Annotated in this window: 17 protein-coding genes and 1 other annotated feature; all 17 genes read left to right on the top strand. The window is 38.9% G+C overall.

Translation table 11 applies throughout. From position 1 onward, the window contains the following. Position 1 precedes the first annotated feature (1 nt). The 17 genes from ACYPXO_RS09525 (at position 2) to ACYPXO_RS09605 (ending at position 18,492) form a co-directional block, all read left to right on the top strand. Complete coding sequence (locus ACYPXO_RS09525; protein WP_459640340.1) at positions 2–2,170, top strand: ABC transporter ATP-binding protein; 2,169 nt, start codon at positions 2–4, stop codon at positions 2,168–2,170. Beyond that, on the top strand, positions 2,163–4,007 hold the full coding sequence (locus tag ACYPXO_RS09530; RefSeq protein ID WP_459640341.1) for an ABC transporter ATP-binding protein: 1,845 nt from the start codon (positions 2,163–2,165) through the stop codon (positions 4,005–4,007). The genes ACYPXO_RS09525 and ACYPXO_RS09530 overlap by 8 nt, the downstream gene beginning before the upstream one ends. A 126-nt stretch (positions 4,008–4,133) precedes the next feature. Then, positions 4,134–4,359 (top strand) — a binding site (T-box leader). Positions 4,360–4,468: 109 nt separating this feature from the next. Then, complete coding sequence (locus ACYPXO_RS09535) at positions 4,469–7,117, top strand: valine--tRNA ligase (RefSeq protein WP_459640342.1); 2,649 nt, start codon at positions 4,469–4,471, stop codon at positions 7,115–7,117. 34 nt (positions 7,118–7,151) lie between these two features. Next, positions 7,152–9,341, top strand: a complete 2,190-nt coding sequence (locus tag ACYPXO_RS09540) for an LTA synthase family protein (protein WP_459640343.1) — start codon at positions 7,152–7,154, stop codon at positions 9,339–9,341. Next, the gene (locus ACYPXO_RS09545) at positions 9,334–10,632 is read left to right on the top strand and encodes a bifunctional folylpolyglutamate synthase/dihydrofolate synthase (protein ID WP_459640344.1); all 1,299 of its coding nucleotides are present in this window, start codon (positions 9,334–9,336) and stop codon (positions 10,630–10,632) included. The genes ACYPXO_RS09540 and ACYPXO_RS09545 overlap by 8 nt, the downstream gene beginning before the upstream one ends. Continuing rightward, on the top strand, positions 10,619–10,756 hold the full coding sequence (locus ACYPXO_RS09550) for a hypothetical protein (protein WP_009462284.1): 138 nt from the start codon (positions 10,619–10,621) through the stop codon (positions 10,754–10,756). The genes ACYPXO_RS09545 and ACYPXO_RS09550 overlap by 14 nt, the downstream gene beginning before the upstream one ends. A gap of 22 nt (positions 10,757–10,778) precedes the next feature. Continuing rightward, positions 10,779–12,131, top strand: coding sequence for a tetratricopeptide repeat protein (locus ACYPXO_RS09555; RefSeq protein ID WP_459640345.1), 1,353 nt, complete (start codon positions 10,779–10,781; stop codon positions 12,129–12,131). Between the two features lie 70 nt (positions 12,132–12,201). Further along, the gene (locus tag ACYPXO_RS09560) at positions 12,202–12,519 is read left to right on the top strand and encodes an STAS domain-containing protein (protein WP_459640346.1); all 318 of its coding nucleotides are present in this window, start codon (positions 12,202–12,204) and stop codon (positions 12,517–12,519) included. Continuing rightward, a complete protein-coding gene (gene spoIIAB, locus ACYPXO_RS09565; RefSeq protein WP_459640347.1) occupies positions 12,516–12,971 on the top strand; it encodes an anti-sigma F factor in 456 nt (151 codons plus the stop codon). Before ACYPXO_RS09560 ends, spoIIAB begins: the two co-directional genes overlap by 4 nt. Further along, on the top strand, positions 12,950–13,663 hold the full coding sequence (sigF, locus tag ACYPXO_RS09570; RefSeq protein ID WP_459640348.1) for an RNA polymerase sporulation sigma factor SigF: 714 nt from the start codon (positions 12,950–12,952) through the stop codon (positions 13,661–13,663). Before spoIIAB ends, sigF begins: the two co-directional genes overlap by 22 nt. A gap of 70 nt (positions 13,664–13,733) precedes the next feature. Next, complete coding sequence (locus ACYPXO_RS09575) at positions 13,734–13,889, top strand: hypothetical protein (RefSeq protein WP_459640349.1); 156 nt, start codon at positions 13,734–13,736, stop codon at positions 13,887–13,889. Beyond that, positions 13,880–14,545: a stage V sporulation protein AA gene (locus tag ACYPXO_RS09580; RefSeq protein ID WP_459640350.1), complete on the top strand. Its 666-nt coding sequence runs from the start codon at positions 13,880–13,882 to the stop codon at positions 14,543–14,545. Before ACYPXO_RS09575 ends, ACYPXO_RS09580 begins: the two co-directional genes overlap by 10 nt. Next, positions 14,505–14,921 carry a stage V sporulation protein AB gene (locus tag ACYPXO_RS09585; protein WP_459640351.1) on the top strand — a complete coding sequence of 139 codons (417 nt, stop codon included), beginning with the start codon at positions 14,505–14,507 and terminating at the stop codon, positions 14,919–14,921. Before ACYPXO_RS09580 ends, ACYPXO_RS09585 begins: the two co-directional genes overlap by 41 nt. 13 nt (positions 14,922–14,934) lie before the next feature. Then, complete coding sequence (locus ACYPXO_RS09590) at positions 14,935–15,396, top strand: SpoVA/SpoVAEb family sporulation membrane protein (protein WP_459640352.1); 462 nt, start codon at positions 14,935–14,937, stop codon at positions 15,394–15,396. Between the two features lies 1 nt (position 15,397). Next, the gene (locus ACYPXO_RS09595) at positions 15,398–16,402 is read left to right on the top strand and encodes a stage V sporulation protein AD (RefSeq protein WP_459640353.1); all 1,005 of its coding nucleotides are present in this window, start codon (positions 15,398–15,400) and stop codon (positions 16,400–16,402) included. A gap of 11 nt (positions 16,403–16,413) precedes the next feature. Next, complete coding sequence (locus ACYPXO_RS09600; protein WP_459640354.1) at positions 16,414–16,770, top strand: SpoVA/SpoVAEb family sporulation membrane protein; 357 nt, start codon at positions 16,414–16,416, stop codon at positions 16,768–16,770. Between the two features lie 87 nt (positions 16,771–16,857). Next, on the top strand, positions 16,858–18,492 hold the full coding sequence (locus ACYPXO_RS09605; RefSeq protein ID WP_459640355.1) for a Na/Pi cotransporter family protein: 1,635 nt from the start codon (positions 16,858–16,860) through the stop codon (positions 18,490–18,492). Positions 18,493–18,521: the final 29 nt, after the last annotated feature.

Below are 18,521 nucleotides of genomic sequence, written 5' to 3' on the forward strand. Positions count from 1 at the left end.
CATGAGAAAGATATTGAAATTTTTAAAACCTCATATGGCGTCTGTAGTGGCCATTATTGCAGTACTTGTATTGCAGGCATATTGTGATTTGTCTTTGCCGGCATATACTTCAGATATTGTCAATGTAGGAATTCAGCAAGGTGGAATTGATGAACATATTCCTGAAAAGATTGCGAAAGCCGATATGGAAAATCTGTTCCTGCTTATGTCAAAAGAAGATGTGGAAACAGTGAAAAAAGCATATAAGACAGATAAAGACACATATGAGAAAGAAACTTATGTATTAAAAGAAGCAGATGATACGGAGAAATTAGAGAAGATTTTGAATAAGCCTATGCTGATGACTGCCGAAATGAAGGCAGATACATCGGGAAGAGGAATGAGTTTTGAAGAGATGAAAATGCTTCCGCAGGAACAGCGTATGGCAATGGTCGGGCAGATGAAAGAGAAGATGAAAGAGATGCCGGATGCAATGCTGGAGCAGGCATCTACCATATACGTTAAAGCCGCTTATGAAAATTTGGGAGTAGATACAGACAAAATTCAGACCACTTACATTTTAATAACAGGTGGTAAAATGCTTGCGCTTGCATTTTTAGGAATGCTTGTCAGTGTAATGGTAGGACTTTTAGCTTCAAGAGTTGCCGCATCAACCGGTAGAGATTTAAGAAGTGGTATTTTCAAAAAGGTTGTAGGATTTTCAAATGCGGAATTTGACAAGTTTTCAACGGCTTCACTGATCACAAGAAGTACAAACGATATTCAACAGATTCAGTTAGTTATTGTAATGCTTTTGAGAATGGTTTTATATGCGCCAATCATTGGAATTGGGGGAGTGGTAAAAGTATTAAATACAAATGTGTCAATGTCATGGATTATTGCTTTAGCAGTTATTATGATTTCATTATTGGTATTTACTCTTTTTGTTGTTGCGATGCCTAAATTTAAGATGCTTCAAAACTTAGTGGATAAATTAAATCTTGTTACAAGAGAAATTCTTACGGGGCTTCCGGTAATCCGTGCATTTAGTACAGAGAAACATGAAGAAAAACGTTTTGATAAGGCAAACAGAGATTTGACACGCACGAACCTTTTTGTCAATAGGGCAATGACACTTATGATGCCGACAATGATGTTGATTATGAACGGTGTTTCCGTTTTGATTGTGTGGGTAGGTGCAAACGGAATTAATGACGGACAGATGCAGGTTGGAGATATGATGGCATTTATCCAATACACAATGCAGATTATTATGGCATTTTTGATGATTTGTATGATTTCTATTATGTTACCGAGAGCATCCGTATCAGCATCGCGTGTAGATGAAATTTTGACAAGTAAGACAATGATTTATGATGCGGAAAATCCGAAAAAAATTACAGATAAAAAAGAAGGAAGTATCGAGTTTGACCATGTATCCTTCCATTATCCAAATGCAGAGGAAGATGTACTTCATGATATTTCTTTTGTTGCAGAAGCCGGTAAGACAACAGCGTTTATCGGAAGTACGGGAAGTGGAAAGTCAACATTGGTAAATTTAATTCCGAGATTTTACGATGTGACGGATGGTGCAATCCGTATAAACGGTGTAGACATTAGGGAAGTTTCACAGCATGACTTAAGGGAAAAACTCGGATATGTTTCGCAGAAAGGTATTCTTTTCTCAGGAACGATTGCTTCTAATATTCTGTATGGAAATACAGAAGGAACAGAAGAAGAAATGCGAGAGGCTGCACGTATTGCGCAGGCAGAGGAATTTATCAAAGCAAAACCGAAAGAGTTTGAAAGTCCTATTTCGCAAGGCGGTGCAAATGTTTCCGGAGGGCAGAAACAGCGTTTGTCCATTGCGAGAGCGGTTGCAAAAAATCCGAATGTTTATATTTTCGATGATAGTTTCTCGGCATTGGATTATAAGACGGATGTAACACTCCGTAAAGCGCTTCAGGAACATACTTCAAATAGCGTTGTTCTTATTGTGGCACAGCGTATAAGTACAATTCTTCATGCGGAACAGATTATTGTTTTAGATGAAGGCAGAGTTGCCGGAAAAGGAACGCATAAAGAGTTATTACAGAACTGTGAAGTTTACAGACAGATTGCAATGTCGCAGTTATCAGAAGAAGAATTAAGACGAGATATGGAAGGAAAGGAGGAGAACACATATGAGTAATCATCAGCCAAAACACAGAGGACCTGTAGGACACGGACACGGCGGAATGAGAGCGGGAGAAAAGGCAAAAGATTTCAAGGGAACAATTAAAAAATTAATGGCTTATCTTGGGAATTATAGAATTGCTATTTTATTTGTTGTTATTTTCGCTATTGGAAGCACGGTGTTTACTATCGTAGGGCCGAAGATTTTAGGTGATGCGACAACGGAAATTTTCAAAGGGCTTGTAGGAAAAGTATCCGGAGGCAAAGGAATTGATTTCGATAAGATTGCCCGTATTCTCCTTACTGTAATGTCATTGTATGCGGTAAGTGCATTGTTTGCATATATTCAGGGATTTATTATGACGGGAGTTTCACAAAAATTGACATATCGTCTGCGAAAGGAAATCTCAGAAAAAATCAACCGTATGCCAATGAACTATTTTGACACAAAAACACACGGTGAAGTGTTGTCAAGAGTGACAAATGATGTGGATACATTAAGTCAGAGTTTGAACCAGAGTGCAACTCAGGTAATTACTTCGTTTACGACTATTGTCGGTGTTTTGATTATGATGCTTCGTATCAGTCCGCTGATGACGTTGGTGGCGCTTTTGATTTTGCCTGTATCTATGACACTGATTTCGTTTATCGTAAAACGTTCACAGAAACACTTTAAAAACCAGCAGGAATATTTGGGTCACGTCAACGGACAGGTGGAAGAAGTATATAGCGGACAAAATATTGTAAAAGCATTTAATAAGGAAGAGGATGTTATCCGTGAGTTTGACGAAACAAATGAAATTTTGTATCAGTCTGCATGGAAATCGCAATTCTTTTCAGGAATGATGATGCCGATTATGCAGTTTGTCGGAAACTTAGGTTATGTGGCGGTAGCCATTTTAGGCGGGTATCTCACAATTAAAGATAAAATTGCAGTCGGTGATATACAGTCATTTATTCAATATGTAAGAAACTTTACTCAGCCGATTACACAGGTGGCTCAGGTTGCAAACTTACTACAGTCTACGGCGGCGGCTTCAGAGAGGGTTTTTGAATTTTTAGAGGAAGAGGAAGAAGACCAGTTTGCCAAAAATCCGGTTTCCGTAGAAGGATTAGAAGGCAATGTAGAATTTAAAAACGTTCGTTTCGGATATAATAAAGACAGAATTATTATAAATGACTTTTCAGCAAAAGTGAAACAGGGACAGAAAATTGCGATTGTAGGACCTACGGGTGCAGGTAAAACAACAATGATTAAACTGCTGATGAGATTTTATGATGTCAATTCAGGAGAAATCCTAATTGATGGACATAATCTGAAAGATTTTAACCGGAGTGAACTTCGACAGATGTTCGGTATGGTATTGCAGGATACATGGTTGTTCCACGGGAGTGTAAAAGAGAATATCCGATATGGTAAATTGGATGCTACTGACGAAGAGATTATCGAGGCGGCAAAAGCGGCACACGCGCACCGATTTATTCAGACGCTGCCAAATGGATATGATATGGAACTAAATGAGGAGGCAAGCAATGTTTCTCAGGGACAAAAACAGTTACTCACAATTGCGAGAGCGATTTTAGCTGACCCGAAAATTCTTATCTTGGATGAAGCGACAAGTTCCGTAGATACAAGAACGGAAATCCGTATTCAGAAGGCGATGGATAATTTAATGAAAGGGCGTACAAGTTTCATTATTGCACATCGTCTGTCTACAATCCGTGACGCTGATTTGATTTTGGTAATGAAAGACGGAGATATTGTAGAGCAGGGAAATCACGAGGAACTGTTGCTGAAAAAAGGTTTCTATGCGGAACTTTACAATTCACAGTTTGAACAAACAAGTGCTTAGGAAAAGTGTCGGGATTATTCCCGACTTTTTCCATTACGAAAGAAAGTGTGATGACTTTCTAAAGAATTTATGAAGTTCTTGACAAATAGGGGCTTTGGGAGATATGATAATCAACAGTAATGACATTTAAAGGCGATGAGAAAGAAGAGTATATATTGTTCCTTGAAAGAGAAAACTGCTCATAGGCTGAGAGGCAGTTGCAAGAAGAAGATATAGAAGGTAGCTTTGGAGCTGGGTATCTGAACAGGGCAGTAGGGTATCACGGGTAGTTCACGTTAAGAAACTTAGAGATATATGTATAGTTAATATTGTGCATATAACAAAGGTGGTACCGCGATTATTCGCCCTTTACATTTTTATGTAGAGGGTTTTTTTAATCTATAGGATAAAAGCACACTTTTGTTCTTTCTCACGATAAGAAACAAGGAAAATACAGTGATGAGGGAAAATAGGAGGAAAAAATGAGTAAGAAATTAGAGAAAACATACAATCCGAAAGAGATTGAATCAAAGTTATATGAAAAGTGGTGTGAGAATAAATATTTTCATGCAGAAGTAGACAGAAGCAGAAAACCATTTACGATTGTTATGCCGCCGCCGAACATTACAGGGAAACTCCACATGGGACATGCGTTGGATAATACATTGCAGGATATTCTTATCCGCTATAAAAGAATGCAGGGGTATAATGCACTTTGGATTCCGGGGACAGACCATGCTGCTATCTCTACAGAAGTAAAGGTAACAAATCAGTTAAAAGAAGAAGGAATCGATAAGAAAGAACTCGGTCGAGAAGGCTTCTTAAAAAGAACATGGGAATGGAAAGAAGAGTATGGCGGAACAATCACATCTCAGTTAAAGAAATTGGGAACATCTTGTGATTGGGACAGAGAGCGTTTCACAATGGACGAAGGATGTTCAAAAGCGGTAGAAGAAGTATTTATCAAATTATATGAAGAAGGATATATTTATAAAGGTTCAAGAATTATCAATTGGTGTCCGGTATGTAAAACTTCTCTTTCTGATGCGGAAGTAGAACATGAGGAACAGGCAGGACATTTCTGGCACATTAAATATCCAATCGTAGATACAGACCGCTTCCTTGAAATCGCTACAACACGTCCTGAAACAATGCTTGGAGATACAGCGATTGCGGTACATCCTGATGATGAGAGATATAAAGATATTGTAGGAAAGAAAGTTCTTCTTCCTTTGGTAAACAGAGAAATTCCGATTGTAGCAGACTACTATGTAGATAAAGAGTTTGGAACAGGTGCGGTAAAAATTACACCGGCACACGACCCTAATGACTTTGAAGTAGGAAAACGCCACAACCTTCCTGAAATCAACATTATGAATGATGATGCGACAATCAATGAAAATGGTGGAAAATACGCGGGTATGGAACGTTATGAGGCAAGAAAAGCGATTGTAGCAGATTTGGAAGCAGGAGGGTATTTGGTAAAAATCGAAGATCATACGCATAACGTAGGTACACATGACCGTTGTCATACAACTGTAGAACCATTGATTAAACAGCAGTGGTTTGTAAAAATGGAAGAATTGGCAAAACCGGCAATCAATGCATTAAAAACAGGTGAGTTAAAATTTGTTCCGGAAAGATTTAACAAAATTTATTTACATTGGTTAGAAAATATCCGTGACTGGTGTATTTCAAGACAGATTTGGTGGGGACACAGAATTCCTGCATATTATTGTGATGAATGCGGTGAATTTGTAGTGGCAAGAGAAATGCCGGAAAAATGTGAACACTGTGGATGCACACACTTTACACAGGATGAAGATACATTAGATACATGGTTCAGTTCGGCATTGTGGCCATTCTCAACACTTGGTTGGCCGGACAGTACAGAAGAATTAGACTATTTCTATCCGACAGATGTTCTTGTGACAGGATATGACATTATTTTCTTCTGGGTAATCCGTATGGTATTCTCAGGATTTGCTCACACAGGAAAATCACCGTTCCACACAGTATTTATTCACGGTCTTGTTCGTGATTCACAGGGACGTAAGATGAGTAAGTCATTAGGAAACGGTATTGACCCATTGGAAGTTATCGAGCAGTATGGGGCAGATGCACTTCGTATGACACTTGTAACAGGAAATGCTCCTGGAAATGATATGCGTTTCTATGACGAACGAGTTGAAGCAAACAGAAACTTTGCCAATAAAGTATGGAATGCTTCTCGCTTCATTATGATGAATATGGAAGACAAAGAAATTACAACTCCGTCAGAAAATGATTTAACAGCGACAGATAAATGGATTTTGTCAAAAGTAAATACACTTGCAAAAGACGTAACGGAAAACATGGATAAATTTGAACTCGGTATCGCTTTACAGAAAGTATACGACTTTATTTGGGATGAATTCTGTGATTGGTACATTGAGTTGGCAAAATACCGTATTTATCATGCTGAGGAGGATGCAGTGTCAGCAAACGCTGCATTGTGGACATTGAAAACAGTTTTGGCAAACGGATTAAAAATGTTACATCCATATATGCCGTTCGTTTCAGAAGAAATTTACAGTGCATTAGTTCCGGAAGAAGAATCTCTTATGATGTCTTCATGGCCTGAATATAAGGAAGAATGGAACTATGCGAAAGAAGAAAATGTTTTAGAACATATGAAAGAAGTTATCCGTGGCGTTCGTAACGTGCGTGCGGAAATGAATGTTGCTCCAAGCAGAAAAGCGAAAGCATTTGTTGTTTGTGAAAATGAAGAATTATGCGAAGGTTTTGAAGAAATCAAAGTTTCCTGCGCTTCCTTAATGAATGCAAGTGAAATTGTTATTCAGAATACAAAAGAAGGTATCGCAGAAGATGCGGTTTCAGTTGTTGTAACGGATGCGGTTGTATATTTACCGCTTGCGGAACTTGTAGATTTTGAACAGGAAATCGAGCGTTTAACAAAAGAAGAAAAACGTTTGGAAAAAGAATTGGCACGTGTAAATGGTATGCTGAGCAATGAAAAATTCATCAGCAAAGCTCCTGAGGCAAAGATCAACGAAGAAAAAGCGAAACTGGAAAAATATACGCAGATGATGGAACAGGTAAAAGAAAGATTGGCAGGACTTAAAAAATAAGACTGTCCGTGCAAGTTTAGAAAGAGGTTTATAAATGAAGCATATACAGTTAAAAAAAGTAAAGAAAGAAGACATAAAAGCATATTGGAAAGCCCGGAAAGAACGCCGTCAGGCTATTCTTGAGAAGAGAAGAAACAGTGCATTTGCGCGTAAAATGAAACCGGTGTACAAAGTGATGAATCAGTTTTCTCTTGTATTTCATGTACTGTATGCGTGTGTTTTAAACCTTACAATAGAGGCGATTTCAAGACATTCCCTATTTAAAGCGTGGGACTATATGATAAGTTCTCCTTGGACATTTTTGTTTAATACTTATCTCATATTCATTACGTTTTTACTTGTTTATCTTGTAAAACGCCGTGTGTTTACAAGGATTTTGTTGTCGGTATTCTGGCTGGGCCTTGGAATTACAAACGGTTATATGCTGTTAATTCGAGTGACACCGTTTAATGCACAGGACTTAAAAGTAGCAGGCGACGGGCTTACGCTTTTTAACAAATATTTTACCGGATTTGAAGGGATTATGCTGGCGGTAGGTATTATTGCGGTTATTGTATGGCTCATTTCCATGTGGAAAAGAGGGGGACAGTATACGGGAAAAATGCACCGTATACCTGCCCTTATTGCAATAGCCATAGCGTTTGGAACAGTAGGGCTTCTGACAAATTTGGCAATTGATAAGCGTATTGTTTCTAATTATTTTGGGAATATTGCTTTTGCATATGAAGATTACGGTTTCCCATATTGTTTCTCAGCCAGTGTGTTTAATACGGGAATCGCAGAGCCGAACGGCTATGGCGAAGAAACAATGGATAAAATTTCAAATAATGGGGAAATTACGCAGGCTAAGACGGGAAGAAAAGAGATGCCGAATATTTTGTTTATTCAGTTGGAATCTTTCTTTGACCCGTATGAAGTAGAATTTTTCAAAACATCATCAGACCCGATTCCGAACTTTAGAAAATTATCTGAAGAATACTCGTCAGGATATTTTAAAGTTCCTTCTGTTGGCGCAGGAACAGCCAACACAGAGTTTGAGGTTCTTACCGGAATGAGTATGCGTTATTTCGGACCGGGGGAATATCCGTATAAAACAATTTTGAAAAAGACACAGGCGGAAAGCGCCGCAACTGCACTGAAGAAATTTGGATATGGTACACACGCACTGCATAACAACGGTGGAAACTTCTATAGCCGTGCGGACGTTTTCAATAATATCGGATTTGACAGTTATACAAGCAAGGAATTTATGAACATTTTACAGTTGACGGAAAACGGCTGGGCAAAAGACAGTGTTTTGACACAACACATTAAAAATGCCATGGATTCTACAAAACAGCAGGACTTTGTTTTTGGCATTACTGTACAGGGACATGGAGATTATCCTGAAGAGAAGGTAATTGAAAACCCGCGTATCCGTGTAACCGGAATTGAAGATGAAGGAAGAACAAATGCGTGGGAATACTATGTGAATCAGTTATATGAAACAGATCAGTTTATCGCCGATTTAATTCAGATGCTGAAAGATAGAAAAGAACCGACAGTGTTGGTGCTTTACGGTGACCATCTTCCGACAATGGGATTGGAAGCGAAAGATTTGAAGGGACGTTATCTATACAATACAAACTATGTGATTTGGGATAACATCGGACTTCCAAAGGAAGATAAAAATATAGCGGCATATCAGGCGATGGCGGATGTGTTTGATCGTTTAGACATTTATTCGGGAACAGTGTTTAATTATCACCAGAATAGAAGAAAAACAAAAAATTATTTGGCAGATTTAGAGTTGCTGCAGTACGATATGCTTTACGGTGACCAGTATGTATATGGGGGAAAGAAAAATAATCCCGTAAAAACAGGTTATATGCAGATGGGAGTTTTGGATGCAACACTGACAGATATTGTCTTACAGTTGGAAGATACATACAGTCTGTATGGAACAAACTTTACGAAGAATAGTAAAGTTTATGTCAACGGTGAAAAACAGGATGCCGTATTCCTAAATAATACAAGAATTGAATTAAAAGATACGAAGTTGAAAAATGGAGATAAGATTAAAGTTTGTCAGGTTGGTTCAAGTGAAAGGATTTTCAGAGAATCTATAGAATACACTTACTATGACGGCAAACTGCTGACGCCGGAAGAAGTAAAGGCAAAAGAAGCGGCGGAGGCACAGGAAACTCAAAATCCACAGGAAGCAGAGGCACAGACAAATGAATAAGGAACAGGCAGAGGCTTATATTGCAAATCTTCCTAAATTTACGACAAAAAATTCTCTGGAGCATACCGGAGAATTTCTTGTACGTTTAGGAAACCCGCAAAAAAACAAAAAAATACTTCATGTGGCAGGTACGAATGGAAAAGGTTCGGTATGTGCCTATTTGCAGGCGATTTTGCTGGCGGAAGGAAAACGTACCGGAATGTTTATTTCACCGCATTTGGAAAAAATTAATGAGAGAATTATTTTGCAGGGAGAAGAAATCTCTGACAAAGAATTTTTACAGGCGTTTCATTTCGTATTGGAAACCGTAGAAAAAATGGAAAAAGACGGTCTTGCTCACCCCTCTTATTTTGAATTTCTTTTCGGAATGGGAATGTATGCTTTTATGGAAGCGGATGTGGAGTATATTATTTTGGAAACGGGGCTGGGAGGAAGGCTGGATGCAACAAACTCGATACAAAATCCGATAATGACTGTCATCACATCGATAACTCTCGACCATATGGACATTTTGGGAGATACCATTGAAAAAATCGCAGGGGAGAAAGCGGGAATTATAAAAGAAGGTGTTCCTGTAGTATGCTTAGGCGACAGGGAATATACATTTGTCATTGAAAAAAGAGCGGAACAATTACACGCACCATGTATAAAAATCTCGAAAAATGCGTACGAAATTATAGAAAGTACGGATAAATATATTGATTTTTCCGCAGTGAATGCGTATGATAAGTATGTTACGTGGAAATTGCACAACAGTGGGATTTATCAGGCAGAAAATGCAATGCTTGCCATAAGTGCCATGGAATATCTCTTTCCGGAGAGAAAAGATATGTCTTTATGGCAGAAGGCGCTTGCAAATGTCGTATGGCAAGGAAGAATGGAAGAGATTATGTCGAATGTCATTGTAGACGGAGCGCATAATATTGGCGCGGTGGAAGCGTTTGTCAAAAGTGTAGAACAGATGAAAGATACGAAGAACATTGTTCTTTTTTCGTCAGTTTCGGATAAGGATTACGAAAAGATGATAGAATGTCTCTGCTTACATATGAAGGCAGAGAGTTATATTATCACTGAAATTCCGGATACCCGTGGAGAAAAACCAGAACGGCTGGCGGAAGTATTTAGGAAATATACGAAGGCAGAAGTAATTGTAGAGCCAAATCTTTCGGAAGCATTGTCCTGTGCAATGAAAAAGAAAGACAAAGAGGGAAAGGTATATTGCCTCGGCTCGCTTTATTTGGCAGGGAAGTTAAAAGAATTACAGGGAGGAAGAAAAGATGTTAAATTTTGAAGAAGAAATTAAGAAGTTTAAACCGAGTTTAGAAGTAGAGCAGATTGAAGACGCAGTGTATCAGGAAGATTTGACGGATATGACGGATATTTTGCGTGAAATGATGCAACAGCAAACAAAGTAGAAAGATTGCGGGGAGAAACAAGGTGGAATATACAAAGAAACTTATCTATCAATCGAATTATTGGTACAATGATGGATTAGCAAAAGCGAAAATTCATGATTTGTCAGGAGCGACAGTATCACTGAGAAAAAGTTTACAATATAATCGGGAGAATGTTGCGGCGAGAAACCTTTTAGGGCTTGTGTGTTATGCAAAAGGGGAAATTGCAGAGGCGCTTGTGGAATGGATTATCAGTAAGAACTTTAAGAACCATGAAAATATTGCGAATTACTATATTAAAAAAGTGCAGGAGTCAGCAGGGGAACTGGACACAATAAATAATGCGATTAAAAAATATAATCAATGTTTAAGTTACTGCTTGCAGGACGGAGAAGATCTGGCATTAATTCAGTTGAAAAAAGTAGTGGCTGCTCATCCGACATTCTTAAAAGCACTTCAACTTTTAGCATTATTATATTTACAGACAGAGCAGTATGCAAAGGCAAAACAGGTATTAAAGCGTGCCCACAGAATTGATACAACAAATGAAACGACACTCCGTTACTTACATGAACTGTCAAAAATAAGCAAAAAAGCAGCGAAGGCAAAAGAAGAAAATGAACAGACGGTTACTTACAACTTAGGAAATGAAACCATTATTCAGCCGGCGGCAGCAGAAGTAAAAGATAACGGGGCGATGTCAACTATTATTAATATACTTATCGGTATTGTCGTTGGTGCGGCGGTTGTATGGTTTTTGATTGTTCCGACAACGAATCAGATTAAGACAAATAAATTAAACAAAGAGATTGTGAAATACAGCGATCAGATTTCTGGTAAAAATGCGGAAATCAGCGCCCTCAAGAAAGAAATAGAAGGATATAAGGACACAACAAAGAAAACGGAAGAGGCACAGGCAACAGCAGAAGCAACAAAGTCAAGTTATGAGGCATTGCTTTCTGTTTCGGAACACAGTCGCACATCAGGTTATAATAAAGAATCACTTGCAAAAGAATTAAAAGCAGTGAAGAAAGATTCTTTGGGTGATACGGGAATTGCCGTATATGACAAAATATATGATGAATATGTGTCGCCTCTCTGTGCGAAGAAATACCGTCTTGCATTGAGAAACTATGAGGTGAAAAATTACGCCACATCCGTAAATGCTTTGGAATTTGTTGTTTCTATTGATGAGAAATACGAGGATGGCAAGGCTCTTCTTAATCTTGCAAAATCATATGAAAAAGCAGGAAAAACAGAGCAGGCTAAGACAACATATAAGCGTGTTGCAGATTTATATCCAAATTCAGACTTGGCAAATCAGGCAAATCAGGCGTTGACAGGAACTGCTACAAGCGGAGAAAGCAATACGGATACAGAAACAGAAGAAGAATAGAGAGATTTACAAAAGACAGAAAAAAGAAAACTTTTTTCTGTCTTTTTATTTATTAAGAAAGGGGAAAACTATGGAGTATCAGATACAGGAAAATTGTCTTACCATTTGTCTGCCAAATGAGTTGGATCATCATAATGCAGAACAGATAAGAATATTATCGGACCGATTGGTAGAAAAAAATCATATCAAATATATTTTATTCGATTTTCAGAACACAAATTTTATGGACAGTTCGGGAATTGGAGTTATTATGGGACGATATAGACAAGTCTGCCTTTTCGGAGGGGAAGTTTGGGCAATGAATACGAATGAAAGGTTAAAAAAGATTTTGCGTATGTCGGGAGTGACAAAAATAATTCATATGTACGAGGAGGAATTATGTATATGAAAGACACAAATGAAATGGAGTTGATTTTTGACAGTTGTTCGGCGAATGAAGGTTTTGCCAGAGTTGCGGTGGCATCTTTTATGACGCAGTTAAATCCTACGCTTGAGGAAGTGTCGGATGTGAAAACTGCGGTTTCGGAGGCAGTGACAAATGCGATTATTCACGGATATGAGAATGAGATACATAAAATAGAAATTTGCTGTCGCACGAAAGGAAAGACAATCTATGTGGAAGTACATGATAAAGGAAAAGGAATTGAAAATGTAGAGAAAGCGATGCAGCCTTTATTTACGACAAAACCGGAACTGGAACGGTCGGGAATGGGATTTGCCTTTATGGAAGCCTTTATGGACAAGATAGAAGTCATATCTTCTCTGGGGGTGGGAACAACAGTTAAAATGGAAAAAACAATCGGAAAAGGAAGGTCTTCATGGAACACACAATCGCTTTAATCAAACGCTCACACGAAGGAGATGAAAAAGCGAGGACACAGTTAGTAGAAGAAAACGTGGGATTGATTTGGTGTGTAGTCAAAAGATTTTATGGGCGGGGAACGGATCCGGAAGATTTGTTTCAAATCGGAAGTATCGGATTGTTAAAAGCCATTGATAAATTTGATTTATCCTATGATGTGAAATTTTCCACTTATGCAGTGCCGATGATTTCAGGGGAAATCAAAAGATTTCTGCGGGATGACGGAATGATAAAGGTGAGCCGTTCTCTGAAAGAATTATCATATAAAGCGTATGTGATGAAAGAAAAGTTGAAGGAATGTTTAAACCGAGAACCCACAATTGAAGAACTTGCGGAGAAACTACAGGTAGAAAAAGAAGAACTTGCTATGGCGCTGGAATCCGGCGGGGAAGTGGAATCTTTGCATAAACCGATTTATCAGAAAGACGGAAACGAGATACAGTTAATGGACAAGTTGGAGGAAAAGGAAGGACAGGAAGAAAAAATATTAAATCATATGCTTCTGAAACAATTATTAGAGCAGTTAAAAAAGGAAGAACGTCAGTTAATTTATATGCGATATTTTGCCAACAAGACTCAGTCAGAGATAGGAAAAGCAATGGGAATATCACAGGTACAGGTTTCAAGACTGGAAAAGAAAATTTTAGGATATTTAAGGGAAAAGATATAGCAAAAGCATACCTGCGTATAATTTTTTTCAAAAAAGCCATACTACTACATAGGAAAGCGAGGTGCAATGTATGGAAAAAGAAAGAAAAAAAGTGCGGGTATGCTTGTTTTGTGTTGTGCTGATTGCGGTGGCAGTCGGACTTGTTTACTATTTTTCCGATGTAAGACAGACCGAAACGATTGATACAGGCGTTCTTATTACAGGGGTGAACAATCTATGGCGATAATGAAAGAAACTGTATATATCAAAGGCGAACAAAATGTGGAAGTTACGAAAAGGGAGGTAACTCTTGGTGATATTCTTTCGATAGAGTGTGCCAATACAGAAATGATACCGAAGATAAAGGCGCTAAAGTTATTGAAAATACAGGATGACGGAAAACATAGATATATTGTTTCGATTTTAAAAATAATTGAATGTATACACAGGCAGTATCCGAATGTAGATATTGAAAATATGGGTAAAGAGGACATCATCATTACTTGTGAAGACCAAAAGACGCCGAACAAATTTGTTCATTGGATAAAAGTTATCAGTGTTACCGCAATTACGTTTGTCGGAGCGGCATTTTCTATTATGGCGTTTAATAATGATGTGGAAACGACAAAATTATTCGAGCAGGTTTATACATTACTTATGGGGAAACAAAGCAGTGGATTTACCGTGCTTGAATTGACGTACTGTGTGGGATTGATTGCGGGAATACTTATTTTCTTCAATCATTTCGGAGGGAAAAAATTCAGTGTAGACCCTACGCCGATGGAAGTGGAAATGCGGTTATATGAAAATGATATACAGACAACACTGATTGAAAATTATTCGCGAAAGGAGAAAGAACTGGATGTGGGGAAGACAACTTCTGCTGGCACTCATCGGGCTTAGCGCCGGAGTAACGGTGGCAGGCGGACTATTTTCGTTTGTAGTCAGTCTGGGAGTCGTATCGGATTTTGCTGACAGGACGCACACGGGAAATCATATTCTTTTATATGAAACGAGTGTGGCTCTCGGTGGAATACTTGGTAATATTTTGTTTATTTATCAGATTTCCATTCCCGTCGGGGTCGGAATTTTAATGTTGTTTGGAATGTTTGCGGGTATTTTTGTCGGCTGCTGGTCAATGGCACTGGCGGAAATTTTAAATGTATTTCCAATCTTCATCAGAAGGGTAAAAATTTTAAAGGGGATTCCTTACATTATATTAAGCATAGCACTTGGGAAAGGGATCGGTGCGTGTCTGTTCTTTTTCAAAGGCTGGTAGAAAGGAAAGAAATATGGAAAAAGAGAAAAAAGAAAAGGCGTATGAGCAATATGTCAAAGAAAAGACTCCGGTTCACAATGTGTGGCTAAATATGGCGAAAGCGTTCGTGACAGGAGGAGCAATATGTGTTTTGGGGCAGGTGATTTTAAATTACTGCGGGCAGCAGGGAATGTCAAAAGAAGTGAGCGGGGCATGGTCCTCCGTCATTCTTGTATTTTTAAGTGTACTTTTAACAGGATTAAACGTATATTATAAAATTGCAAAATGGGGAGGAGCGGGGGCACTTGTACCCATAACAGGATTTGCCAACTCGGTGGCAGCACCTGCCATTGAATATAAAAAAGAAGGACAGGTATTTGGTATCGGATGTAAAATTTTTACCATTGCAGGTCCGGTTATTTTGTACGGCATTGTAACATCATGGCTTATGGGAGTTATTTATTATTTGTTAATCAAATCGGGGGTGACACTATAAAATGATAAAGGGAAGTCAGAGTATTCAGTTTGAAAGAGCGCCGTATTTAATCAGCAGTGCTTCAATCGTAGGGAAAAAAGAGGGGGAAGGGCCTCTCGGAAAGAAATTCGATATAGTCGGAGAAGATGATTTGTTTGGGGAGGAAACATGGGAACTGGCTGAAAGTACGATGCAGAAACAGGCTTGCATTCTTGCATTGAAAAAGGCGGGGGTAACGCCGAAAGAAGTTCGATATTTATATGGTGGAGATTTATTGAGGCAAGGAGTTGCGACAAGTATGGGAACAGAGGAACTACAGATAGCAATGTTTGGTTTGTATGGGGCTTGTTCTACATCCGGAGAGGCGCTTGCACTTGCGTCTATGGCTGTGGCGGGAGGATACGGAGATTTAATGCTTGCGGTTACTTCGAGTCATTTTGGGAGTGCGGAAAAAGAATTTCGTTTTCCTTTGGGATATGCAACACAAAGACCTCTTTCAGCACATTGGACGGTAACGGGAAGCGGAGCGTTTCTTGTGGGGACAAGAAAAAGCCATGTGAGGATAACAGGAGTGACAGTGGGGAAAATTGTGGATTATGGTCTGAAAGATTCGCAGAATATGGGAGCGTGTATGGCGCCGGCAGCCTGTGATACAATTATACGGAATTTAGAAGATTTCGGATTAAGGGAAACAGATTACGATAGGATTATTACAGGAGATTTGGGATATGTCGGGCAAAGTATTTTGTTTGATTTAGTAAGAAAACAGGGGAGAGATATAAAAGTAAACCATATGGATTGTGGGATGACTATCTTTGACCAAAAGACACAGGATACTCATGCGGGAGGAAGCGGATGCGGTTGCGCAGCGACAACACTGTCGGCATATATTTTGCCAAAGTTGGAAAGTGGGGAGTGGAGAAAGATATTATTTGTTCCGACAGGCGCTTTGATGTCTACGGTAAGTTTTAATGAAGGAGAGAGTGTTCCGGGAATAGCACACGGCATTGTGCTGGAACATTGTTAAGGAGGAGAAAAATGGATTATGTAAATGCGTTTTGGGTTGGCGGACTTGTGTGTGCTCTTGTGCAGATTTTGCTGGACAGAACGAAACTGATGCCGGGGAGAGTTATGGTACTTCTCGTTTGTTCAGGAGTTGTCTTAGGATTTTTTAATCTGTATGAACCTTTCCAAAATTTTGCGGGAGCGGGGGCGAGCGTACCTCTGCTGGGATTTGGAAATGCACTTTGGAAAGGGGTTAAAGAGGCGATTGGACAGTACGGATTTATAGGAACTTTTATGGGTGGACTTAAGGCTGCTGCGGTCGGAACATCATCCGCATTGATTTTCGGATATGCCGCTTCATTGATTTTTGAGCCAAAAATGAAAAAATAAGTTGTTTTTGGTGTGATATAATGGTATGGTAAAAAGGACGTAAGAAAAAGATAAAAGTTAAGAGTTGGCTTTTTGAGGAGGAAATCAATGAGTTACACAGACATTATTATCCCTTTTGCAGGCGGATTGGGAATGTTTATTTACGGTATGCAGATTATGGCTCAAGGTCTTGAGAACGCAGCCGGAAATAAGATGAAATCATTGTTAGAAGTACTAACGAAGAACAAATTTTTTGGAGTATTGCTGGGAGCATTAATCACGGCGGTTATCCAAAGTTCATCGGCAACTACGGTTATGGTTGTCGGATTTGTAAATGCGGGAATCATGAATTTAGGACAGGCCATGGGAGTTATCATGGGTGCCAATATAGGTACAACAGTAACGGGCTGGCTTGTTTCCAGTGTGGAATGGGCAAAGATGTTAAGTCCTACAACACTTGCACCGATTGCGATTATTATTGGTGTAATTATCATGCTCACGGGAAAAAGACACTCATCTAAAGAGGTGGCAAGTATTATTATTGGATTTGGTATTCTGTTTGTTGGTATTTCAACAATGTCATCGGCAGTTTCACCACTGAAAGATTCACCGGCATTCTGTGAGATTTTTGTTACATTAGGTAAGAATCCGATTTTAGGTATTTTAGCGGGAACGGCGGTAACAGCGATTATTCAAAGTTCATCGGCTTCAGTCGGAATTTTGCAGAGTTTGGCTGCAGCAGGGCTTGTTCCAATGAGTGCGGCTATTTACATTATCATGGGTCAGAACATCGGTACTTGTGTGACGGCAATGTTATCAAGCGTCGGTGCGAAGAAAAACGCAAAGACAGCGGCACTTATGCATTTGTTATTTAATGTAATAGGAACAATTTTATTTAGTGTTGTTGCAATTCTTTTCTTTACGGTAATGAATCCGGCAATGGGAGAAGGAATGATTACACAGACACAGATTAGTACGGTACACACAATCTTTAATATCGGAACAACAGTATTATTGTTCCCTGTATCAAATTTAATCATCAAATTGGCTAAGAAAATCGGACGTGTGGATGAAACAGCGCAGGAAGATTCAGCAGTTCTTCTTGACGACAGAATGTTAGAAACACCAAGTATTGCTTTGCAGTCTACAATCACAGAGATTGCACGCATGGGACACATTGTTATGGACTCTTTAGAAAAAGCCAGAACAGTATTGTTCACATTGAGCCATGATGATATTAAAGCGCTGAAGGAAGAAGAAAGCACGGTAGATAAACTGAGTGCGGGTATTACGACATATGCGATTAAGATTTCTTCTTTGCAGGTGAGCGAGAAAGAACATCAGGAAGTGGCACATTTACTTCAGATTGTATCGGATATGGAAAGAATTAGTGATTATTGCGAAAATATATCTGAGTTTGCAGAAACACTCCGAGAAAAGAAATTGAAATTTTCAGAAATGGGTACAGATGGAATTAAAGAAATGCTTGATGTCTGTGCAAAGAGTTATAAATATGCCCTTGAGGCGTTTGAGGAGAACAGTCAGGAAAAAGCGTTGCGTGTAATTGAAAAAGAAACACAGGCAGACCAACTTGAACTGATGCTTCGTACAAAACATATTAAGCGACTGGCAAATAATCAGTGTAATGCTGAGGCAGGAATTGTATTTTTAGATGCCCTTGTATGTTTGGAAAGAATTTCAGACCATGCAAGAAATATCGCTGAAGAATTAATGGAAAGATAAAAGATGAATAGGAAGAGCCGATACCGTTT

The organism is Faecalimonas canis, assembly GCF_054601575.1.

Excerpts from the sequence above, each read along its gene's own strand:
- ACYPXO_RS09525 (WP_459640340.1), top strand. The coding sequence starts at position 2 with ATGAGAAAGATATTGAAATTTTTAAAACCTCATATGGCGTCTGTAGTG.
- ACYPXO_RS09530 (WP_459640341.1), top strand. The coding sequence starts at position 2,163 with ATGAGTAATCATCAGCCAAAACACAGAGGACCTGTAGGACACGGACAC.
- ACYPXO_RS09550 (WP_009462284.1), top strand. The coding sequence starts at position 10,619 with ATGTTAAATTTTGAAGAAGAAATTAAGAAGTTTAAACCGAGTTTAGAA.
- sigF (WP_459640348.1), top strand. The coding sequence starts at position 12,950 with ATGGAACACACAATCGCTTTAATCAAACGCTCACACGAAGGAGATGAA.
- ACYPXO_RS09605 (WP_459640355.1), top strand. The coding sequence starts at position 16,858 with ATGAGTTACACAGACATTATTATCCCTTTTGCAGGCGGATTGGGAATG.
- ACYPXO_RS09595 (WP_459640353.1), top strand. The coding sequence starts at position 15,398 with ATGATAAAGGGAAGTCAGAGTATTCAGTTTGAAAGAGCGCCGTATTTA.
- ACYPXO_RS09575 (WP_459640349.1), top strand. The coding sequence starts at position 13,734 with ATGGAAAAAGAAAGAAAAAAAGTGCGGGTATGCTTGTTTTGTGTTGTG.
- ACYPXO_RS09600 (WP_459640354.1), top strand. The coding sequence starts at position 16,414 with ATGGATTATGTAAATGCGTTTTGGGTTGGCGGACTTGTGTGTGCTCTT.
- ACYPXO_RS09560 (WP_459640346.1), top strand. The coding sequence starts at position 12,202 with ATGGAGTATCAGATACAGGAAAATTGTCTTACCATTTGTCTGCCAAAT.
- ACYPXO_RS09545 (WP_459640344.1), top strand. The coding sequence starts at position 9,334 with ATGAATAAGGAACAGGCAGAGGCTTATATTGCAAATCTTCCTAAATTT.
- ACYPXO_RS09535 (WP_459640342.1), top strand. The coding sequence starts at position 4,469 with ATGAGTAAGAAATTAGAGAAAACATACAATCCGAAAGAGATTGAATCA.
- ACYPXO_RS09540 (WP_459640343.1), top strand. The coding sequence starts at position 7,152 with ATGAAGCATATACAGTTAAAAAAAGTAAAGAAAGAAGACATAAAAGCA.
- ACYPXO_RS09590 (WP_459640352.1), top strand. The coding sequence starts at position 14,935 with ATGGAAAAAGAGAAAAAAGAAAAGGCGTATGAGCAATATGTCAAAGAA.
- spoIIAB (WP_459640347.1), top strand. The coding sequence starts at position 12,516 with ATGAAAGACACAAATGAAATGGAGTTGATTTTTGACAGTTGTTCGGCG.
- ACYPXO_RS09580 (WP_459640350.1), top strand. The coding sequence starts at position 13,880 with ATGGCGATAATGAAAGAAACTGTATATATCAAAGGCGAACAAAATGTG.
- ACYPXO_RS09585 (WP_459640351.1), top strand. The coding sequence starts at position 14,505 with ATGTGGGGAAGACAACTTCTGCTGGCACTCATCGGGCTTAGCGCCGGA.